Genomic DNA, 16,477 nt, shown 5'->3' with positions numbered 1-16,477 from the left:
TCCCCGGAACAAGTCCGGGGATGACGTTGCAGGTATCAGACCTCTTCCGCCTTCTTGATCTCGTGCTTCAGCAAAAGCGGCGTTTGCGCCAATGCGAACGCGATGGTGAGCGGCATGATGCCGAAGACCTTGAAGCTGACCCAGAAATCCGTCGACTGCGTGCGCCAGACGATCTCGTTGATGGCGGCGAGCGCGAAGAAGAACAGGGCCCAGCGCAAAGTGAGCTTGCGCCAGCCCTCCTCGTCGAGGTCGAACACGCTGTCGAGCACGATCTGGAGCAGGGGCTTACGGAAATAGAGGCCGCCGAGCAGCACGAGCCCGAACACGCTGTTCACGATGGTGGGCTTGAGCTTGATGAAGGTCTCGTCCTGCAGGAAGAGCGTCAGCCCACCGAACACCACCACGACGATGCCCGACACCACCGGCATGATCGGCAGCTTGCGGGTGAGCCCGTAGCTGATGCCGAGCGCGATCAAGGTCGCCACGATGAAGATGCCCGTGGCGGCGAAGATGCGCTGGTCTTCCGCGACGCCGAAGCGGTCGCCATAGGCGTTGCCGATGAAGAACAGGGCCAGCGGCCCGAGTTCCAGGGCAAGCTTAAGAAGGGGAGGAAGGCGCTTTTCGTCGGTCATGAGGTTCTTCTAATGGATTTCTGGGTAAACGAATACCAGTGTCATCCCCAGCGATCCGCAGGACCGGGAAGGGGATCCACGATCAGGCTCAGCGCCATGGATTCCATTCTCCTCCGCTGCGCTCCGGCCGGGAATGAAATCAGGGCATTCATCCTTCGATTCCGGCAATGGCTTTGGCGAAATCCCGTGCGGTGAAAGGCTCCAGGTCCTCCACCCCCTCGCCGACGCCGATGAAATGCACGGGCAGGCGGAATTTTTCTGCGAGCGCGACCAGGATGCCGCCCCGGGCCGTGCCGTCGAGCTTGGTCATCACGAGGCCGGTGACGCCGGCCGCCTTCTGGAAGAGCTCGACCTGGCTGATGGCGTTCTGGCCGACCGTGGCATCGAGCACGAGGAGGGTGGCATGGGGCGCGCTTGGGTCGAATTTCTTGACCACGCGCACGATCTTCTCGAGTTCGGCCATGAGCCCGGCCTTGTTCTGAAGGCGGCCTGCCGTGTCGATGAGCAGCACGTCGCTGCCATTGGCCTTGGCCTCCTGCAGGGCGTCATAGGCGAGGCCGGCCGCATCGGCGCCCTGCTCGCGAGAGAGCACCGGTGCGCCGACCCGCTCGCCCCACACCTTCAGCTGCTCGATGGCCGCGGCCCGGAAGGTGTCGCCGGCGGCCAGCATCACCTTCAGGCCCTGGCTGCGGAATTTCTGGGACAGCTTGCCGATGGTGGTGGTCTTGCCCGCTCCGTTCACGCCGATCATCAGAATGACGAAGGGTTTTTTGGATCGATCCACGACGAGCGGCTGAGCCACGGGCTGGAGCGTCTTCTCCACCTCGCCGGCGAGGATTGCCTTCACCTCCTGGGGTGAAATCTCCTTGTTGTAGCGACCGGACGAGATCGCCTCGGTGATCCGCATGGCGGTGGGCACGCCAAGATCGGCCTGAACCAGTGCGTCCTCCAGCTCCTCGAGGGTGGCCGCATCGAGCTTGCGCTTGGTGAAGAGGCCGGTGACGCTGTCTGACAGGGACGAGGAGGTGCGGCGCATGCCCTCCGTGAGACGCTGCCACCAGCCGTGAGCCGGGGCGGGCTTTGCTTCGGGGGTGATCTCGGCCGGAGCGGGCTCGAACGCCGGCAGGTCCGCAGCGGTGATGTCCGGGCGCAGCTCTGCGCCCTGCTCGGTGACAATGCGCGGCAGCGGCTCCTGCGGGTTGGTGCCTTCCGGATCGAGACCTTCGACCGGCTGGAGATCGGCCCCCGCCAGCTCCGGGGGTGTCTTGCTCGCCTCAGGCGTATCGGGGGAAGCCGTGGTCACGGTCGAGGGGGCTGCCGCGAGATCGTCCGCGCCCGTGGTGGGCGGGGAGGGCATCGCCTCGGGTTCGCCGCCCGCCTGCGGGGTCGTTGGTGACGGCTCGGGAACCGTGGGTGTGTCAGCCTTGCGCCCGAACAGACGGGAGAGGAATCCTGGCTTGTCGGGCTTTGTGTCCGCCATGGGGTTCGCTGTGCCTTTTCATTCTTGTGCTTGATTTAGCGCTGTCGCCTCGATAGCCGAGGCATCATGGATGCGGAAGAGATAGTAAGCCGATTGCTGTATCGCGATGCCCTGATGCTCGTGATCGACAAACCCGCCGGTTTGCCGGTGCATCCGGGTCCCAAGGGCGGCGAGACCCTGTTTCATCATCTCAATGCCCTGCGATTCGGCCTGCCACGCCGACCGGAGGCCGCGCACCGCCTCGACAAGGACACATCGGGGTGTCTCATCCTCGGCCGGCACCCCAAGGCCATCGCCCGGCTCAACGAGATGTTCAAGAAGGGTGAGATCGACAAGGTCTACTGGGCCGTGGTCGAGGGCGGGCCGGGCGCGGACGAAGGCGAGATCGATCTTCCCCTCGCGCCGAAATCACCCGACCGCGGCTGGTGGATGAAGGTAGACCCGAAGGGTCAGCCATCCCTGACGCAGTGGCGGGTGCTCGGGCGCAGCCACACCTCCCCTTCGAGGGGGGAGGTCGAGCCGGAGACGCGGGAGGGGGTGGAAACACGACATTCGTCGGCGCTGTCACCCCACCCCAGCCTGACGGCTGACCCTCCCCCTCAAGGGGAGGGTGAAAGAGAGCTTACGTTATTGGAGCTGCGCCCCATCACCGGCCGCACCCATCAGCTGCGCGTCCATTGCCAGGCCTCGGGCTTTCCGATCCTGGGCGATCCGATCTACGGCACGGCGCCACGGTTCGGCGGTCCGGGGCTCCACTTGCATGCGAGAAACGTGACCGTGCCGCTCTATCCGAAGAAGCCGCCGATCCTCGTGGAAGCACCGGTGCCCGAGCATATGCGCGAGCGGGTGGAGGCGTGCGGCATGACTTAAGCCGCCAGCAGCTCCTTGCCGTCATGTCCGGCAATGGTGACTGACATGATCTCGCCCCGCGTCACCGGCTTGTCGAAGCGCACGGGCGTGAACGCTTCCGTGCGGCCGAGCTGGTTCATCTCGATCAGCACGTTGCGGCGCGCGCCGACCTCTGCATTCAAATGCTTGAGCAAAGCCGCCTCACCCTTCTCACGCAGGCGGCGCGCCCGGTCCTTGACCACATCGCGCGCCACCTGGGGCATGCGCGCGGCCGGCGTGCCAGGGCGGGGGGAGAAGGGGAAGACGTGGAGATGGGTGAGGCTGCATTCCTCGACGATGTCGAGGGAGCGGGCGAACATCTCCTCCGTTTCCGTCGGGAAGCCCGCGATGATGTCGGCGCCGAAGATCATGTCAGGCCGAAGCCGTTTCACCTGCTCGCAGAAGGCGATGGAATCGCCTCGCAGATGCCGCCGCTTCATGCGCTTGAGGATCATGTCGTCGCCAGCTTGGAGCGAGAGATGCAGATGCGGCATCAGGCGGTGCTCATTGGCGATCACGTCGAGAAGATCGCCGTCCGCCTCGACCGAATCGATGGAGGAGATGCGCAGGCGCTCCAGCTCCGGCACGTGGCGTAAGATGCCCTTCACCAGGGTGCCGAGCTTCGGCTCGCCCGGAAGATCCTTGCCGTAGCTGGTAATGTCGACGCCGGTGAGCACCACTTCGCGGGAGCCGTGCTCCACCAATGTACGCACCTGCTCCACCACTGCGCCCATGGGCACGGAGCGGGAATTGCCGCGGCCGTAGGGGATGATGCAGAAAGTACAGCGGTGGTCGCAGCCGTTCTGCACCTGCACGAAGGCGCGGGTGTGGCCGCGCAGGCCGTCGATGAGATGCATGGCGGTTTCCTTCACCGCCATGATGTCATTGACCAGAACCTTTTCGCTGGTACCTACACCGAAATCGCGCATCCCGACCCAGGTTTCGGCCTTCATCTTCTCGTGGTTGCCGACGACTTGAGACACCTCCGGCATGGCGGCAAACGTTTCCGGCTCCACCTGCGCGGCGCAGCCTGTCACGACGATGCGGGCACCAGGCTTCTCGCGTGCGATCCTGCGGATCGACTGGCGCGCCTGGCGCGTCGCCTCGCCCGTGACCGCGCAGGTGTTGACGATCACGACTTCGCTGAAGCCCGCGTCTTCCGCGTGGCGCTGCATGGTCTCCGACTCATAGATGTTGAGGCGGCAGCCGAAGGTGACGACCTCCACCGCCATCAGGCTGCTCCCGTGAATAGGGCAGGGGAGAGAATTCCCTCGTGCTCCAGCTCGGTCGGGCCGGTCATGAGCACGTGGTTGTCAGCGCGCCATTCGATCACGAGATCGCCGCCGGGGAGCGCCACCACGGCCCTGCGGCCGGTCAGGCCTTTTCGCGCGGCGGCCACGAGGGTAGCGCAGGCCGCCGAACCGCAGGCGCGCGTGGCTCCGGCGCCGCGCTCCCAGACGCGCAGCACGATGTGCTCGGGGCCGGTGACCTGGGCGAAAGAGATGTTGGCGCGCTCCGGCAGGGCTGGATCGTGTTCGAAGACCGGGCCGATGGCGCCGAGATCATAGGCAAGCGCGTCCTCGACCCAGAAGATCACATGCGGGTTGCCCATGCTGACGGCCGAAGGCCCCTGCAGCTCCGGCGCATTGGTCAGCCGGGTATCGAGGGCGATGGTACGGGTGTCCGGATAGGGATCGCGCAGGGGAATGTCGTTCCAGGCCAGCCGCGGCGGGCCCATATCGACCGTGAAGACCCGGTCCGAGACGCGCTCCACGGGCAGGAGCCCGGCCTTGGTCTCCAGCACGAGATCGCGGTCCACGGGGCGGCTCATGACAGGATCCACCGTCATCGCCCAGGCGACGCAGCGGGTGCCGTTGCCGCAGGCCCCGGATTCCGACCCGTCCGTGTTGTAGATGCGCATATAGGCATCGGTGCCCGGCGTCACGGGATCGTGCAGCACCATCAGTTGGTCGAAGCGCGAGCGCGGGTCGGCCGCGATGGCGCGCGCCTCTGCGGGGCTCACGCGGTGGAGGGAGCCGCGCAGATCCAGCACGGTGATCTCGTTGCCGAGACCGTTCATCTTCAGGAAGCGGCTGTTCGAAAGAGCACTCATGCGGTCGTATATGGCCGAAAATGCTTGAAATCGCGAGAGGGGTCGAAAAGCCCTGCGGCAATATCGTCTAGAAGGCCGGAAGAATTCGCGGAATGCTGGTGGCGATGATGATGAGGCCGACGCCCACCATCAGCGGGCGGGTCGGCACGCGGCTCACCACCAGCCCGCCGAGCGGTGCCGCCAGCACACCCCCGACGATGAGGCCCGCCGCCGAACTCAGCTCGGACCAGCCCAGCGTCACGATGAAGGTGGCGGAGATGACCGTGGTGACCAGGAACTCGGTCAGGTTGGTCGAGCCGATCACCTGCCGGGGTGCATGGCCTCGGCCGATCAGGGAACTGGTGACGATGGGTCCCCAGCCGCCACCGCCCATGGCGTCGAGGAGGCCGCCGCCTGCCCCGATCCAGGGCACCATCCAGTCGCGCACCTCCCTGGGCCAGAGGGGCCGGAAGGCCTTGAAGAGGATGTAGACGCCGATCGCCAGGAGATAGGCCGAGACCAGGGGCTGAATGGTCTTGGCGTCGATGTTGGCGAGGATGAAGGCCCCGATGGCGCCGCCGATCATGCCGGCCGGCGCCAGCCGGGCGACAAGGCGCCAGTTCACGTTGCGGTGGACCACATGGGAAGCGCCGGAAGCGGCCGTGGTGAAGATCTCCGTCACATGGGTGACGGCGCTGGCGGTGGCCGGCGGCACCCCGAAGGCGAGCAGGCTCGTGGTGGACAGCACCCCGAAGGCCATGCCGAGTGCTCCGTCGACGAGCTGAGCCCCGAAACCGATCACCGCGAAGATCAGAAACTCTTCCGTCATGGGTAAGCCCAAGGCTGAGGAGACCAAGCATGAGCATATGGCATCGGATCCAGCTTCCGGGAGAGCATCAAGTTGCCAATCAAACCAATTGTTGTGCAGCCCTGCTGCAATCCGTCTCTCCACAGCAGCCCGGCGATGCTCTCGCGACCTTGTTCAAACCCCCTTATGGTGCAGCAAGGTATCCCTTCTTGATTCGCGGGTAAGGCGTTCTTCTCATGCGGCTGCGCTTCTTTCATCCTGTCCTCGTCCTGGCCCTCTGCTCCGGCGTGGCGCTGGCGCAGACGCCTCCGCCGGCAAGCCCGCCACCGGCCGCGTCTGAGACGCCTGCAGCACCTCCTCCTGCGGCACCCCAGCCTGCGCCGCAGGCTCAGACCGCCCCGCCCGCTCCGTCGGATGCTCCGGCTCAGACCCAGGCTCCTGCCAGCCCGGCCCCGGTGCAGGAGGCCGGCCGCACGACCCTGTTCCCGAACCCGAGCGATCCGGCCGGCGTGGAGGAGGGCGTGCTGGTGTCCAAGGACACGGTGGTGCTCGCCGGCATCAGCACCTGGGACGAGGCCTACGACAACCTGAAAAACGCCTTCGCCAAGATCGATGGCGAGATGAAGAAGGCCGGGATCGTGCCCGCGGGACGGCCGCTCACGATCTTCGTCGACACCGACGACAACGGCTTCAAGTACCAGGCCATGGTGCCGATCGCGAAGGTGCCGGAGGGCAGGACCGAGCTGACGCCTGAGATCAAGTTCGGCCGCACGCCGGAGGGCAAGTCCTTCCGCTTCGTGCACAAGGATGCCTATGACGAGATCGACGGCACCTACGAGACGATCACGGCCTATCTCGACATCAAGGAGATCGTGGCCAAGGACGCGTTCATCGAGGAGTACGTGAGCGACTTCACGGATTCGCAGGACACCAACTTCGAGGTGAACATCTACGTTCAGCCGAAGGAGTGACGCCTGCGTTGATCGCGCTCTTCGACCTCGACGGGACCCTGACGGACCCGAAGACCGGCATCACCCGCTCGGTCCAATATGCCCTGGGCAAACTGGGACGTCCTATTCCCGAGGCGGACGACCTCACCTGGATGATCGGCCCGCCGCTGATCGCGGGCTTCACGGAGCTTCTGGGCGGGTCGGACGAGGTGCAGGAGGCCGTGCGCCTCTATCGCGAACGCTACAGCGCTATCGGCCTGTACGAGAACGAGGTCTATGCGGGCATCCCGGCCTTGCTTCAGAACCTGCAGGAGCGGGGCATCCGCCTCTATGTGGCGACGTCGAAGCTCCAGGTCTTCGCGCGCTGGATCCTCGACCATTTCGACCTGTCGCGGTTCTTCTCTGAGATCTACGGCTCGGAACTCGACAACCGCAACGCGGATAAGCGCGATCTGATCCGGCACATTCTTGAGCAAGAGCGCTTCAACCCGATGAATGCCGTCATGATCGGCGACCGGAAGCACGATGCCATCGGGGCCAAGGCCAATGGGCTCGCAAGCATCGGCGTGACCTGGGGCTACGGCTCCCGGCAGGAACTGCTCGATGCAGGCGTCGCCCGCCTCGTGGATGCTCCGCAGGACCTCGCGGAGCCGATCCTCATGCGGACGGCGACCATGCCTCGCCGGGCCGCAGCGCCCTGAACCGGACTTCCGGGATCTCGGCGGTCTGCAAAGCGACGGCCAGCTCCTGCAGCGGTTCCTCGACGCCCTCGTCGGTGAGCCGGAACGTGCCCCAATGGTGGCCCAGCGCCTGCTCGGCCTCGACGATGCGCAACACCTTCACGGCATCGTCCGGGTTCATGTGCTGCGGCTCCATGAACCAGCGCGGCTCGTAGGCGCCGATGGGCAGGTGCGCGAGGCGGGGCTTGCCGAAACGCTCGCGCACGGCATGGAAGATCTTGCCGTCGCCGAAGCCCGTATCGCCGATGTGGTAGATCACGCCTTCCGGTGTCGTGAGCACATAGGCGCACCAGAGCGCCATGCGCCGGTCGTTGATGCCCCGCGCCGACCAGTGATAGGCGGGCTCCAGATGGGCCGTGACGCCGTTGCCAAGATCGACCGAGCCGCCCCAGTCGCGCGTCTCAACCGGGATCTCCGGATGCTCGGCCCGGATCACCGCGTCGTTGCCTAGCGGCGCCACGAATTTCGGCTGAAAACGCTGCCAGAGCCGGCCCAACGTCTCGGTATCGAGATGGTCGTAATGATTGTGGGTGATCAGCACCACGTGGATGGGCGGCAGGTCCTCGAAGGCGATGCCAGGCGCATTGACCCGCGTCGGACCGGCGAAGGAGACGGGACTCGCCTTCTCGGAGAAGACCGGATCGATGAGGATGTTGAGGCCGGCCGCCTGGATCAGAAACGACGCGTGGCCGATGAGCGCCGAGCGCAGGTCCCGCACCTCGGCGGGGGGCTTGTCCTTGAATGGGCTCGGGAAGCTCTCCGGCCAATCCTTGCGTCCGCCACCGAGCCGCCAGCGTGCCAGCTCAAGCAGTCCCTTGTCCTGCGGCTGGCCTGGCGTGAAGAACCGCACCCCGTCGAAATGGTCGCTGACGGGTCCCTCGTAGTAGCGATTCTTCGAGCGCGCGGCGGTCATCCAACCCAGCGCCCCGGTGACGGCGACGACGGGGAGGCCAAGCGCTTTGAGCAAGGTGCGGCGGTTCATCGGAGCAGGGATCCTCGGCGAAGCTTTAAGCGTGGGGATGGCAAGGCGGATCGGCAAGGCCCCGCAGCGTCATCCCGGACGGCGCAGCCGATCCGGGATCGGGTGCAGGATCTGGCTCTCTTTCCCTCCCCCTTGTGGGGAGGGGTGGTCGCGTAGCGACCGGGGTGGGGGTGTGAGCGACAACCTATCAGGGCCAAGCGCCAACACCCCCACCTCCAACTCCTCCCCACAAGGGGGAGGAGGGCGAGTACCACTATACTCGTCCAACGATCCCGGATCTGCGATGCGCTTCGTCCGGGATGACTGCGGTTGAAGGCCTCAATACTTTCCAGCTCCAGCCTTTTCCTTGACTCTTGCGCCCTTCTCCCTTAAGCGCTGGCCGCAAATCTGTAGAGCGAGCCCATTTTGAGCCGCCGACCAGCCCGAGAGGCTGGAGGTCAACGTCCGACAGCGCGATGCGCCCTCGGGCGCGCTTTCATTTGGGTCTCGCGTTGGGATGGTAGTGGATGTCGGACAAGATCTTGCGCATCGAGGACGCGATCAACAAGACCTGCCCGTGGTCGGGGAAGCCGATCGCGGCGGATTCGCTCACCCTCTATCGCGGCGAGGTGGTCGGCTTCTGCAATCCCGGTTGCCGCGACAAGTTCGAGGCGGCCATAAGCCACTTTGAAAAAGCCCTTGAGGATCGCGATGTACCTCTCATCGCAAGAGGAATTGAGTGATCATGTTCGAAGGCCTTTCCGATAAGCTTTCCAGTATCCTCAACGGGCTGACGCGCCGCGGCGCTCTCACCGAGGAAGATGTCAACGCGGCCCTGCGTGAGGTCCGCCGCGCCCTTCTCGAGGCGGACGTCGCCCTCGAAGTCGTGCGCTCGTTCACCGACAAGGTGCGCGCCCGTGCGGTCGGTGCCGAAGTGGTCAAGTCCGTTTCGCCAGGCCAGCAGGTGGTCAAGATCGTCCACGACCAGCTCGTGGAGATGCTAGGCGCGGATGCGGAGGTGATCAGCCTCAACGCGGTCCCGCCGGTGGGTATCCTCATGGTCGGCCTGCAGGGCTCTGGTAAGACGACCACCACGGCCAAGATTGCCCGGCGCCTGAAGGATCGCGAGAACCGCAAGGTGCTCATGGCCTCCCTCGACACCCGCCGCCCGGCCGCCATGGAACAGCTTGCGGTGCTGGGCAAGCAGGTGGGCGTCGACACGCTGCCGATCGTCGCCGGCCAGTCGGCGGTGCAGATCGCCCGGCGTGCCATGGAGGCGGCCCGCCTCGGCGGCTACGACGTGGTCATGCTCGACACCGCCGGTCGCGTCACCGTGGACGAGGCCCTGATGGTGGAGGCCGCCGAGGTGCGCACTGCCACCGGCCCGCATGAGGTGCTGCTCGTCGCCGATGCGCTCACTGGCCAGGACGCGGTCAACACCGCTCGCGCCTTCGACCAGCGTCTCGGCGTTACCGGCATCGTGCTGACGAGAATGGACGGCGATGCCCGCGGCGGTGCTGCTCTGTCGATGCGTGCCGTCACCGGCAAGCCGATCAAGCTCATCGGTACGGGCGAGAAGGTCGACGCGCTCGAGGAGTTTCATCCGTCGCGCGTTGCCAACCGCATCCTTGGCATGGGCGACATCGTCTCGCTGGTGGAAAAGGCTGCCGAGAATTTCGATGCCGAAAAAGCCCAGCGCATGGCCGACAAGATGCGCAAGGGCAAGTTCGATCTCGAAGACCTGCGCGACCAGCTTAGCCAAATGGAAAAGATCGGCGGCATCGGCGGGATGCTCGGCATGCTGCCTGGCATCGCCAAAATGAAGTCGCAGCTCGAGAACGCCAATCTCGACGACAAGGTCATCAAGCGCCAGCGCGCGCTCATCGATTCCATGACCCCGGCCGAGCGCCGCAACCCCGACATCCTCAAGGCCTCGCGCAAGAAGCGCATCGCGGCCGGTGCCGGCATGAAGGTCGAGGACATCAACAAGCTGCTCAAGATGCACCGTCAGATGGCCGACATGATGAAGATGATGGGTGGCGGCAAGGGCAAAGGCATGGCCGGCCAGCTCGGCAAGATGTTCGGCCTCGGCGGCGGCATGGGCGGCATGCCCCAGCCGACGCCGGAGCAGATCGAGGCCCTGCAGAAGCAGATGGGCGGCAAGCTGCCCGACTTCCCCGGCAGCGGCGGTCTTCCGTCTATGCCGAAGGGCGTGCCGGGCCTGCCCGGTCTGGGTGGGGCTAAGATCCCGGGTCTTCCCGGCATCGGCGGCTTCCCATTCGGGAAGAAGAAATAGGTTTTGTCGTTCTGGGCTGATCCGGAGCGGCACAAGGTTTGATCACAGGACACCAAAAGGAGTATCCATGTCCCTGAAGATCCGTCTCACCCGTGGTGGTGCGAAGAAGCGTCCCTACTACCGCATTGTTGTCGCCGACTCGCGCTCTCCGCGCGATGGCCGTTTCATCGAGAAGGTCGGCACCTACGACCCGATGAAGCCGAAGGATGACGCCGGCCGCGTCGTTCTCGAGACCGAGAAGATCCAGGCCTGGCTCGCCAAGGGCGCCCAGCCGACCGACCGCGTCCTGCGCTTCCTCGATGCCGCCGGCCTCCTGAAGCGTCCGGCCCGCAACAACCCTGAGAAGGCGGTGCCTGGCAAGAAGTCCCAGGAGCGCGCCGACGCCAAGGCTGCCGCGGCTGCCGCTCCTGCCGGTGAAGGCGAGGCTGCGTAAGGCTCATGAAGAAGGGGCGATCTAATCAGCGCCCTGCCTCACCCCTCCCCCTTGTGGGGAGGGGCAGGGGTGGGGGTGCCAGCGCAAACTTATCGAAGGGTGCGCTTACACCCCCACCTCCATCTCCTCCCCACAAGGGGGAGGAGGGTAGACTCGAGCTTGTCAGAAACGACCTCGTCCTCGTGGCCGAATTCGGTCGCGCGCATGGCCTCAAGGGCGAGGTGCGGCTGAAATCCCATACGGGCGATCCGCAGGCGATTGCCGATTACCGTCCACTCATCGCCAGCAACGGCAAAACCTATTCCCTGAAAAGCGTGCGCACCGCCCCCGGCGGCGCCCCCGATATGCTCATCGCCATTGTCGACAGCGTGACGACGCGCGAGGCCGCTGAAGCCCTCAACCGCGTGCAGCTCCATGTGGAGCGCGACAAGCTTCCCCCGCCCGACGAGGAGGACGAGTTTCTGCTCGCCGACCTGATCGGACTTCCGGTTCAAAACGAGGCCGGTGACGTGATCGGCAGTGTTGTGGCCGTGCCCAATTACGGCGGTGGCGACCTTCTCGAAATCGCCCCGGCGCCAAAAGGCCCCACAGCATTTCTGCCGTTCACCAAGGCCTTCGTGCCTGTTGTTGACATCGCGGCAAAGCGCATCGTGGCAGTGCCGCCCGATGATCTGTTCGAGCCGGCCAAACCTCAACCTGAGGACGAGGCGTGAGCTTTTCCGCCACCATCCTCACGCTCTATCCGGATATGTTCCCCGGACCGCTCGGGATGTCGCTCTCCGGCGATGCGCTGGCACGCGGCGTGTGGTCGCTCGAGGCGAAGAACATCCGCGACCATGGCCTCGGCCGTCACCGCACGGTCGACGATACGCCGGCGGGCGGCGGTCCCGGCATGGTGATCCGCTGCGACGTGCTGGCCTCTGCCATCGATGCCAATGTTCCCGCACATGATCCGCGTCCCAAGCTGCTCATGAGCCCGCGCGGAAAACCGCTCACGCAAAGTTACGTACGCGAGCTTGCTGCCGGTCCGGGCGTCGTCATCGTGTGCGGCCGGTTCGAGGGCGTGGACGAGCGGGTGATCGAGGCCCGTGGGCTGCAAGAGGTGTCGATCGGCGACTACGTGCTCTCCGGCGGCGAGATGGCCGCCATGATCGTGCTCGATTCATGCGTGCGGCTTCTGCCCGGCGTTATGGGCAAGGAGGCGTCGGGGACCGAGGAAAGCTTCGAGTCGAACCGCCTCGAGTATCCACACTACACAAGGCCCCGCGAATGGGAGGGTCGGCCCATCCCCGACGTGCTGCTCTCCGGCAATCACGCCATGATTGAGCGCTGGCGGCGAGAGGAATCGGAGCGCATCACCCGCGAGCGGCGCCCCGATCTACTCACGTCCGAGCGGAACTGATCACCGGACGCGTGAATCCGAGGCGCCACTTCAGGTTCACCCCGGCGCTGCCGAGCAGGATGAGTAAAATGCCGCTCCACTGGCCGAGCGACAGGTCGCGGCCATAGGCCAGGTAGTCGACGAGAATCGCAACGGCCGGATAAATGAAAGAGAGCACGGCGATCACCGGTGTCGGCAGCTTCTGGAGCGCCGCGTAGAGCAGAATGTACATGATGCCGGTGTGCACCACACCGAGCACCGCGAGGTATCCCCATTGCAGGAATTCCATCGGCAGGCTGGAGAAGTCGGCCAGCGGCAGAAGCATCAGGGTGCCGAGCATGGCTTGCACGAGCGCGATCACATGCGGCGGGATGCCTTTGAGCTGTTTCACGATGACGGACGCCACCGCATAGAGGAAGGCCGCGCCCAAAGCCTGCAGAAGCCCGGTCATGTAGCCGCTGCTCCAGGAGAGACCGCCGGCCTCGACCTGGGTGACCATCAGAAGGCCCACGAAGGCAAGCGCGATGAAGCCGAGCGCGTCTCCCGTCGGCCGCTCGCCGAACAGGATCATCCCGAGCAGGATCAGGAAGAAGGGCTGGGTGTTGTAGACGGCCGTCGCGATCGAAATCGACGCATGCCCGTAGGACGAGAACAGCAGCACCCAGTTGAGCACGATGGCCGCGCCGCTTAAAAGTGCGAGCATCAGCGTCTGGGTCGAGAAAGGCCAAGGCACGAGCATGCCTTTGGCCCAGCAATAGGCGAACAAGCTCAGGGCCCCGAACAGGCAGCGGAAGAACACCACGTTCCACACGCTCTGGCCGGATTCCACGACGAAGTACCCGATGGTGCCCGAGAGCGCCATCGCGGCGATCATCTCCAAGCGTCCCGACAATCCGATTTGCGATCTCATGGCTGCACCTCCTGCGATGAGGGCAGAACTTTATCTTTCGCCAAAGTCGGCGTACTTTCAGGATCGAAAGCAGTTTGAACGTTCAGGCTTCGAAGCAATGGCGGTTTTCGCAAAAAACCTTAAAACCAAAAATTCAGGTCTGGACGAGATCGATCAGGCATTGATCGCGCTCCTCAGCGACAATGCCAGGCTGTCCCATGCGGAACTCGCCCGGAGCGTGGGCCTCTCGCCCCCGAGCGTTGCGGAGCGGCTGCGGCGGCTGGAGGAGGACGGCGTGGTCAGCGCCTATACGGTCGAACTCGACCCGAAGGCCCTGGGCTACACCCTCACGGCCATCGTGCGCATCCGGCCCCTGCCGGGGCAACTGCACCACGTGGAGAGACTCCTCATCGAGAGCCCCGAGGTCATCGAATGCGATAAGGTGACGGGGGACGATTGCTTCGTGGCGCGCTATCTCCTGCGCTCCATCGACGAGCTCGATCCGATCCTGGAGCGGATTGCGCAACGGGCGCAGACCAGCACCTCCATCGTCAAGGCATCTCCGATCAAGCGCCGATTGCCTCCCATTCGCTGAACGATCAGGTGGATGCACCTGCTGCGAGCCTCGCCCCGAAGGTCTTCAGGTATTTCATGCCCGTATCGCACATGACCGTGACGATGGTGGCATCCGGCCCGAGCCGTTCGGAGAGCCTCAAGGCCGCAACCACGTTGGCGCCGGTGGAGCTGCCGGCGAACAGGCCTTCCTCGCGGGCAAGCCGGAACGCCATGGCCATGGCATCCTCGGTCGAGACCCGCTCGATGCCGTCGGCGACGCTCCGTTGCCAAAGCGGCACCACATAGCCCGCACCCACTCCGTCAATCTTGTGCGCGCCAGACGAGCCGCCTGACAGCACCGCGGACTCGGCAGGCTCGACGGCGACGATCCGGATATCGTCGCGATGGTGGCGCAACCCCTCGGCAATGCCACGCAACGAAGCCGCCGTGCCCACGCTCTGGACGAAGCCGTTGATTCGGCCGCCCGTCTGCTCCCAGATCTCGTCGGCCATCCGATGGTAGGCGGCGAGCTGGTCCCGGTTCTTCATCTGGTCGGTCCAGAAGGAGCCCTTCGCGTCCGCGATGATGCGCGCCTGCTCGATCATGTCCTTAGTAAGCTTTTCGGTCATGCGCCCGCTGTCGCTCTCCACGATGTGAAGCTTCGCGCCAAGCAGCCGCATGTGGTCGAGCTTTTCGCGTGAAAAGGCGTCCGAGGTCACGACGTCGAGCGGGTATCCCTTCACGGCGCAAACAAGCGACAGGGACACCCCCGTGCTGCCGCCGGTATATTCGACCACGGAGCCGCCGGGTTTAAGGCGTCCATCGGCCTCTGCCGCCTCGATCATGGCAAGCGCCATCCGGTCCTTCATGCTGCCGGTGGGATTCTCGTTCTCCAGCTTCAGCAGAATGCGGGCGCCATTGGCCGGCACGATGTGGCGCAGGGGGATCAGCGAGGTGTTGCCGATACGACCGAGAATGGTGCGGAATTGTGCGGTCATGGGTGCTATCCGAAATGTGCATTCTGGTTAGACCGGCCTGGGCAGCCCGTCAGGTCCGGAATCTGGACTTTCCGACCTCTGACCGCCATGGTAGCGCATCGCTCATGGCAGATTACGGTCAATTCTGTTCCGTGGCCCGCGCCCATGAGGCGATCGGCGGTCGCTGGACCCTTCTCGTGGCGCGCGAGCTTCTCTGCGGCAGCCGCCGTTTCAACGACATCCGGCGTGGCATCCCGCGCATCTCCCGCACCATGCTGTCCGAGCGCCTGCAGGCGCTGGTGCAGGCAGGTGCCGTGTCGCGCATCGAGGGTGGGCATGGCCCTGAATATGCGCTCACCGAGGCCGGCCGGGAACTGATGGGCATCGTGAGCGCACTCGGCACCTGGGGTCAGCGCTGGCTGCCGCGGCAGGCTGAGGACGAGGATCTCGACCTTGAGCCTCTGCTCGTCGACATGCAGCGGCGGGTGCGCGTGGCAGCGCTGCCGAAGGAGCCTTTCGTCATCCGCTTCGAGATCGAGGGGCAGCGCCAGCCGCGCTTCCTGCTGCTGAAAGAGGCCGAGGTCTCATTCTGCACCCAGAACCCCGGTTTTCCGGAGCCGCTTCGAGTTCGCGCCCGCCTGCCTGCACTGGTCGCCTGGTGGCGCGGCGATGCGAGCTTTTCTGACGCGCAACGGATGGGTCTCACGTTGGAAGGGCCGCGAGCGCTCGCAAGGTCATTTCCGGACTGGTTCGAGCGGTACCTGTTTGCTGAGGTTGGGTCTGCCGCACGCCCGTAGGCTCGACAACCCCCCCAAACTCCTGTATAGGCGCGGCCTCAACTTAAAACAGGACGCCGAAATCCAGCGGGTCCGGGGCTTGCCCTGAGGCCATGCAACGGCAGGAGTAATGACCATGAACCTCATTCAGCAGATCGAGCAGGAGCAGATCGCTAAGCTCGCCAAGACCATTCCCGATTTCCAGCCCGGCGACACCGTCATCGTCAACGTGAAGGTGAAGGAAGGCGAGCGTTCGCGTATCCAGGCCTATGAAGGCGTCTGCATCGCCCGTTCTGGCGGCGGCCTTCAGGAGAGCTTCACGGTTCGCAAGATTTCCTATGGCGAAGGCGTCGAGCGCGTGTTCCCGATCTATTCGCCGAACGTCGACTCGATCAAGGTCGTGCGCCGTGGCGCCGTCCGCCGCGCCAAGCTGTACTACCTGCGCGACCGTCGCGGTAAGTCGGCCCGTATCACCGAGCGCGCCGAGAAGAAGCCCCAGGCTGCAGCCGAGTAAGGCTGCCCCCTTCTCAGGCAGAGTTTTGTAAAGCGCGGTGCAAACCGCGCTTTTTTGCTAATGGAACAAGCTTTGCGGAATGAGCGGCGCGACAAAAATATTATT

The 16,477-nt window shown here is 64.8% G+C and carries 19 protein-coding genes; 11 read left to right on the top strand and 8 right to left on the bottom strand.

The annotated features are described in order from the left end of the window. Positions 1–35: 35 nt before the first annotated feature. Positions 36–632 carry a septation protein A gene (locus tag I2H36_RS15750; protein ID WP_196264850.1) on the bottom strand — a complete coding sequence of 199 codons (597 nt, stop codon included), beginning with the start codon at positions 630–632 and terminating at the stop codon, positions 36–38. 148 nt (positions 633–780) lie between these two features. Further along, entirely contained in the window at positions 781–2,112 is a 1,332-nt protein-coding gene (ftsY, locus tag I2H36_RS15745; protein ID WP_196264849.1) for a signal recognition particle-docking protein FtsY, read from the bottom strand. Positions 2,113–2,178: 66 nt separating this feature from the next. Between ftsY and I2H36_RS15740 the strand changes: the two genes are divergently transcribed. Further along, positions 2,179–2,982, top strand: coding sequence for an RluA family pseudouridine synthase (locus I2H36_RS15740; protein WP_196264848.1), 804 nt, complete (start codon positions 2,179–2,181; stop codon positions 2,980–2,982). Here I2H36_RS15740 and mtaB read toward each other — a convergent pair. The 3 genes from mtaB to I2H36_RS15725 all read right to left on the bottom strand — a co-directional run bounded on the left by mtaB (position 2,979) and on the right by I2H36_RS15725 (position 5,921). Then, positions 2,979–4,232, bottom strand: coding sequence for a tRNA (N(6)-L-threonylcarbamoyladenosine(37)-C(2))-methylthiotransferase MtaB (gene mtaB / locus I2H36_RS15735; RefSeq protein ID WP_196264847.1), 1,254 nt, complete (start codon positions 4,230–4,232; stop codon positions 2,979–2,981). The two genes, I2H36_RS15740 and mtaB, sit on opposite strands and share 4 nt — an antisense overlap. Then, positions 4,232–5,113 (bottom strand): diaminopimelate epimerase, encoded by an 882-nt coding sequence (dapF, locus tag I2H36_RS15730; protein ID WP_196264846.1) that lies wholly within the window; start codon positions 5,111–5,113, stop codon positions 4,232–4,234. The genes mtaB and dapF overlap by 1 nt, the downstream gene beginning before the upstream one ends. Positions 5,114–5,180: 67 nt before the next feature. Continuing rightward, positions 5,181–5,921: a sulfite exporter TauE/SafE family protein gene (locus tag I2H36_RS15725; RefSeq protein ID WP_196264845.1), complete on the bottom strand. Its 741-nt coding sequence runs from the start codon at positions 5,919–5,921 to the stop codon at positions 5,181–5,183. A gap of 215 nt (positions 5,922–6,136) precedes the next feature. On the opposite strand from I2H36_RS15725, the gene I2H36_RS15720 reads away from it, so the two are divergent. Further along, positions 6,137–6,871: a GyrI-like domain-containing protein gene (locus I2H36_RS15720; protein ID WP_196264844.1), complete on the top strand. Its 735-nt coding sequence runs from the start codon at positions 6,137–6,139 to the stop codon at positions 6,869–6,871. Positions 6,872–6,879: 8 nt separating this feature from the next. Continuing rightward, positions 6,880–7,551, top strand: a complete 672-nt coding sequence (locus I2H36_RS15715; RefSeq protein WP_196264843.1) for an HAD family hydrolase — start codon at positions 6,880–6,882, stop codon at positions 7,549–7,551. Here the strand turns inward: I2H36_RS15715 and I2H36_RS15710 are convergent. After that, entirely contained in the window at positions 7,508–8,572 is a 1,065-nt protein-coding gene (locus tag I2H36_RS15710) for an MBL fold metallo-hydrolase (protein WP_196264842.1), read from the bottom strand. The genes I2H36_RS15715 and I2H36_RS15710 overlap by 44 nt on opposite strands. Positions 8,573–9,078: 506 nt before the next feature. On the opposite strand from I2H36_RS15710, the gene I2H36_RS15705 reads away from it, so the two are divergent. From I2H36_RS15705 to trmD, 5 genes are all read left to right on the top strand, one after another. Further along, positions 9,079–9,294: an eL24 family ribosomal protein gene (locus I2H36_RS15705; RefSeq protein WP_196264841.1), complete on the top strand. Its 216-nt coding sequence runs from the start codon at positions 9,079–9,081 to the stop codon at positions 9,292–9,294. A gap of 2 nt (positions 9,295–9,296) precedes the next feature. Next, positions 9,297–10,847 carry a signal recognition particle protein gene (ffh, locus tag I2H36_RS15700; protein WP_196264840.1) on the top strand — a complete coding sequence of 517 codons (1,551 nt, stop codon included), beginning with the start codon at positions 9,297–9,299 and terminating at the stop codon, positions 10,845–10,847. 67 nt (positions 10,848–10,914) lie between these two features. After that, positions 10,915–11,280, top strand: a complete 366-nt coding sequence (gene rpsP / locus I2H36_RS15695) for a 30S ribosomal protein S16 (protein WP_196264839.1) — start codon at positions 10,915–10,917, stop codon at positions 11,278–11,280. A gap of 5 nt (positions 11,281–11,285) precedes the next feature. Then, positions 11,286–11,993 (top strand): ribosome maturation factor RimM, encoded by a 708-nt coding sequence (rimM, locus tag I2H36_RS15690; RefSeq protein WP_196264838.1) that lies wholly within the window; start codon positions 11,286–11,288, stop codon positions 11,991–11,993. Beyond that, positions 11,990–12,682 carry a tRNA (guanosine(37)-N1)-methyltransferase TrmD gene (gene trmD, locus I2H36_RS15685; protein WP_196264837.1) on the top strand — a complete coding sequence of 231 codons (693 nt, stop codon included), beginning with the start codon at positions 11,990–11,992 and terminating at the stop codon, positions 12,680–12,682. The genes rimM and trmD overlap by 4 nt, the downstream gene beginning before the upstream one ends. Here the strand turns inward: trmD and I2H36_RS15680 are convergent. After that, positions 12,663–13,571, bottom strand: coding sequence for a DMT family transporter (locus I2H36_RS15680; RefSeq protein ID WP_196264836.1), 909 nt, complete (start codon positions 13,569–13,571; stop codon positions 12,663–12,665). The two genes, trmD and I2H36_RS15680, sit on opposite strands and share 20 nt — an antisense overlap. Positions 13,572–13,668: 97 nt before the next feature. Here I2H36_RS15680 and I2H36_RS15675 point away from each other — a divergent pair, with 97 nt between their 5' ends. Continuing rightward, positions 13,669–14,145: an Lrp/AsnC family transcriptional regulator gene (locus I2H36_RS15675; RefSeq protein ID WP_196264835.1), complete on the top strand. Its 477-nt coding sequence runs from the start codon at positions 13,669–13,671 to the stop codon at positions 14,143–14,145. Positions 14,146–14,149: 4 nt separating this feature from the next. Here I2H36_RS15675 and I2H36_RS15670 read toward each other — a convergent pair whose 3' ends face one another. Further along, positions 14,150–15,103: a PLP-dependent cysteine synthase family protein gene (locus I2H36_RS15670; protein ID WP_196264834.1), complete on the bottom strand. Its 954-nt coding sequence runs from the start codon at positions 15,101–15,103 to the stop codon at positions 14,150–14,152. Positions 15,104–15,207: 104 nt separating this feature from the next. Here I2H36_RS15670 and I2H36_RS15665 point away from each other — a divergent pair, with 104 nt between their 5' ends. Further along, the gene (locus tag I2H36_RS15665) at positions 15,208–15,879 is read left to right on the top strand and encodes a winged helix-turn-helix transcriptional regulator (protein WP_196264833.1); all 672 of its coding nucleotides are present in this window, start codon (positions 15,208–15,210) and stop codon (positions 15,877–15,879) included. Positions 15,880–15,994: 115 nt separating this feature from the next. Beyond that, positions 15,995–16,372, top strand: coding sequence for a 50S ribosomal protein L19 (gene rplS / locus I2H36_RS15660; RefSeq protein ID WP_196264832.1), 378 nt, complete (start codon positions 15,995–15,997; stop codon positions 16,370–16,372). Positions 16,373–16,477 lie beyond the last annotated feature (105 nt).

Origin of the sequence: Microvirga terrestris (assembly GCF_015694425.1) — a bacterium.
In the GTDB taxonomy this organism is placed as follows: Bacteria; Pseudomonadota; Alphaproteobacteria; order Rhizobiales; family Beijerinckiaceae; genus Microvirga; species Microvirga terrestris.
Note: the sequence above shows the minus strand (reverse complement) of the source record. Positions and strands in the feature narration are given on the sequence as shown.

Excerpts from the sequence above, each read along its gene's own strand:
- I2H36_RS15670 (WP_196264834.1), bottom strand. The coding sequence starts at position 15,103 with ATGACCGCACAATTCCGCACCATTCTCGGTCGTATCGGCAACACCTCG.
- ftsY (WP_196264849.1), bottom strand. The coding sequence starts at position 2,112 with ATGGCGGACACAAAGCCCGACAAGCCAGGATTCCTCTCCCGTCTGTTC.
- I2H36_RS15710 (WP_196264842.1), bottom strand. The coding sequence starts at position 8,572 with ATGAACCGCCGCACCTTGCTCAAAGCGCTTGGCCTCCCCGTCGTCGCC.
- I2H36_RS15680 (WP_196264836.1), bottom strand. The coding sequence starts at position 13,571 with ATGAGATCGCAAATCGGATTGTCGGGACGCTTGGAGATGATCGCCGCG.
- rpsP (WP_196264839.1), top strand. The coding sequence starts at position 10,915 with ATGTCCCTGAAGATCCGTCTCACCCGTGGTGGTGCGAAGAAGCGTCCC.
- dapF (WP_196264846.1), bottom strand. The coding sequence starts at position 5,113 with ATGAGTGCTCTTTCGAACAGCCGCTTCCTGAAGATGAACGGTCTCGGC.
- I2H36_RS15750 (WP_196264850.1), bottom strand. The coding sequence starts at position 632 with ATGACCGACGAAAAGCGCCTTCCTCCCCTTCTTAAGCTTGCCCTGGAA.
- ffh (WP_196264840.1), top strand. The coding sequence starts at position 9,297 with ATGTTCGAAGGCCTTTCCGATAAGCTTTCCAGTATCCTCAACGGGCTG.
- I2H36_RS15720 (WP_196264844.1), top strand. The coding sequence starts at position 6,137 with ATGCGGCTGCGCTTCTTTCATCCTGTCCTCGTCCTGGCCCTCTGCTCC.
- I2H36_RS15665 (WP_196264833.1), top strand. The coding sequence starts at position 15,208 with ATGGCAGATTACGGTCAATTCTGTTCCGTGGCCCGCGCCCATGAGGCG.
- mtaB (WP_196264847.1), bottom strand. The coding sequence starts at position 4,232 with ATGGCGGTGGAGGTCGTCACCTTCGGCTGCCGCCTCAACATCTATGAG.
- I2H36_RS15740 (WP_196264848.1), top strand. The coding sequence starts at position 2,179 with ATGGATGCGGAAGAGATAGTAAGCCGATTGCTGTATCGCGATGCCCTG.
- rplS (WP_196264832.1), top strand. The coding sequence starts at position 15,995 with ATGAACCTCATTCAGCAGATCGAGCAGGAGCAGATCGCTAAGCTCGCC.
- I2H36_RS15705 (WP_196264841.1), top strand. The coding sequence starts at position 9,079 with ATGTCGGACAAGATCTTGCGCATCGAGGACGCGATCAACAAGACCTGC.
- I2H36_RS15725 (WP_196264845.1), bottom strand. The coding sequence starts at position 5,921 with ATGACGGAAGAGTTTCTGATCTTCGCGGTGATCGGTTTCGGGGCTCAG.
- rimM (WP_196264838.1), top strand. The coding sequence starts at position 11,286 with ATGAAGAAGGGGCGATCTAATCAGCGCCCTGCCTCACCCCTCCCCCTT.
- I2H36_RS15675 (WP_196264835.1), top strand. The coding sequence starts at position 13,669 with ATGGCGGTTTTCGCAAAAAACCTTAAAACCAAAAATTCAGGTCTGGAC.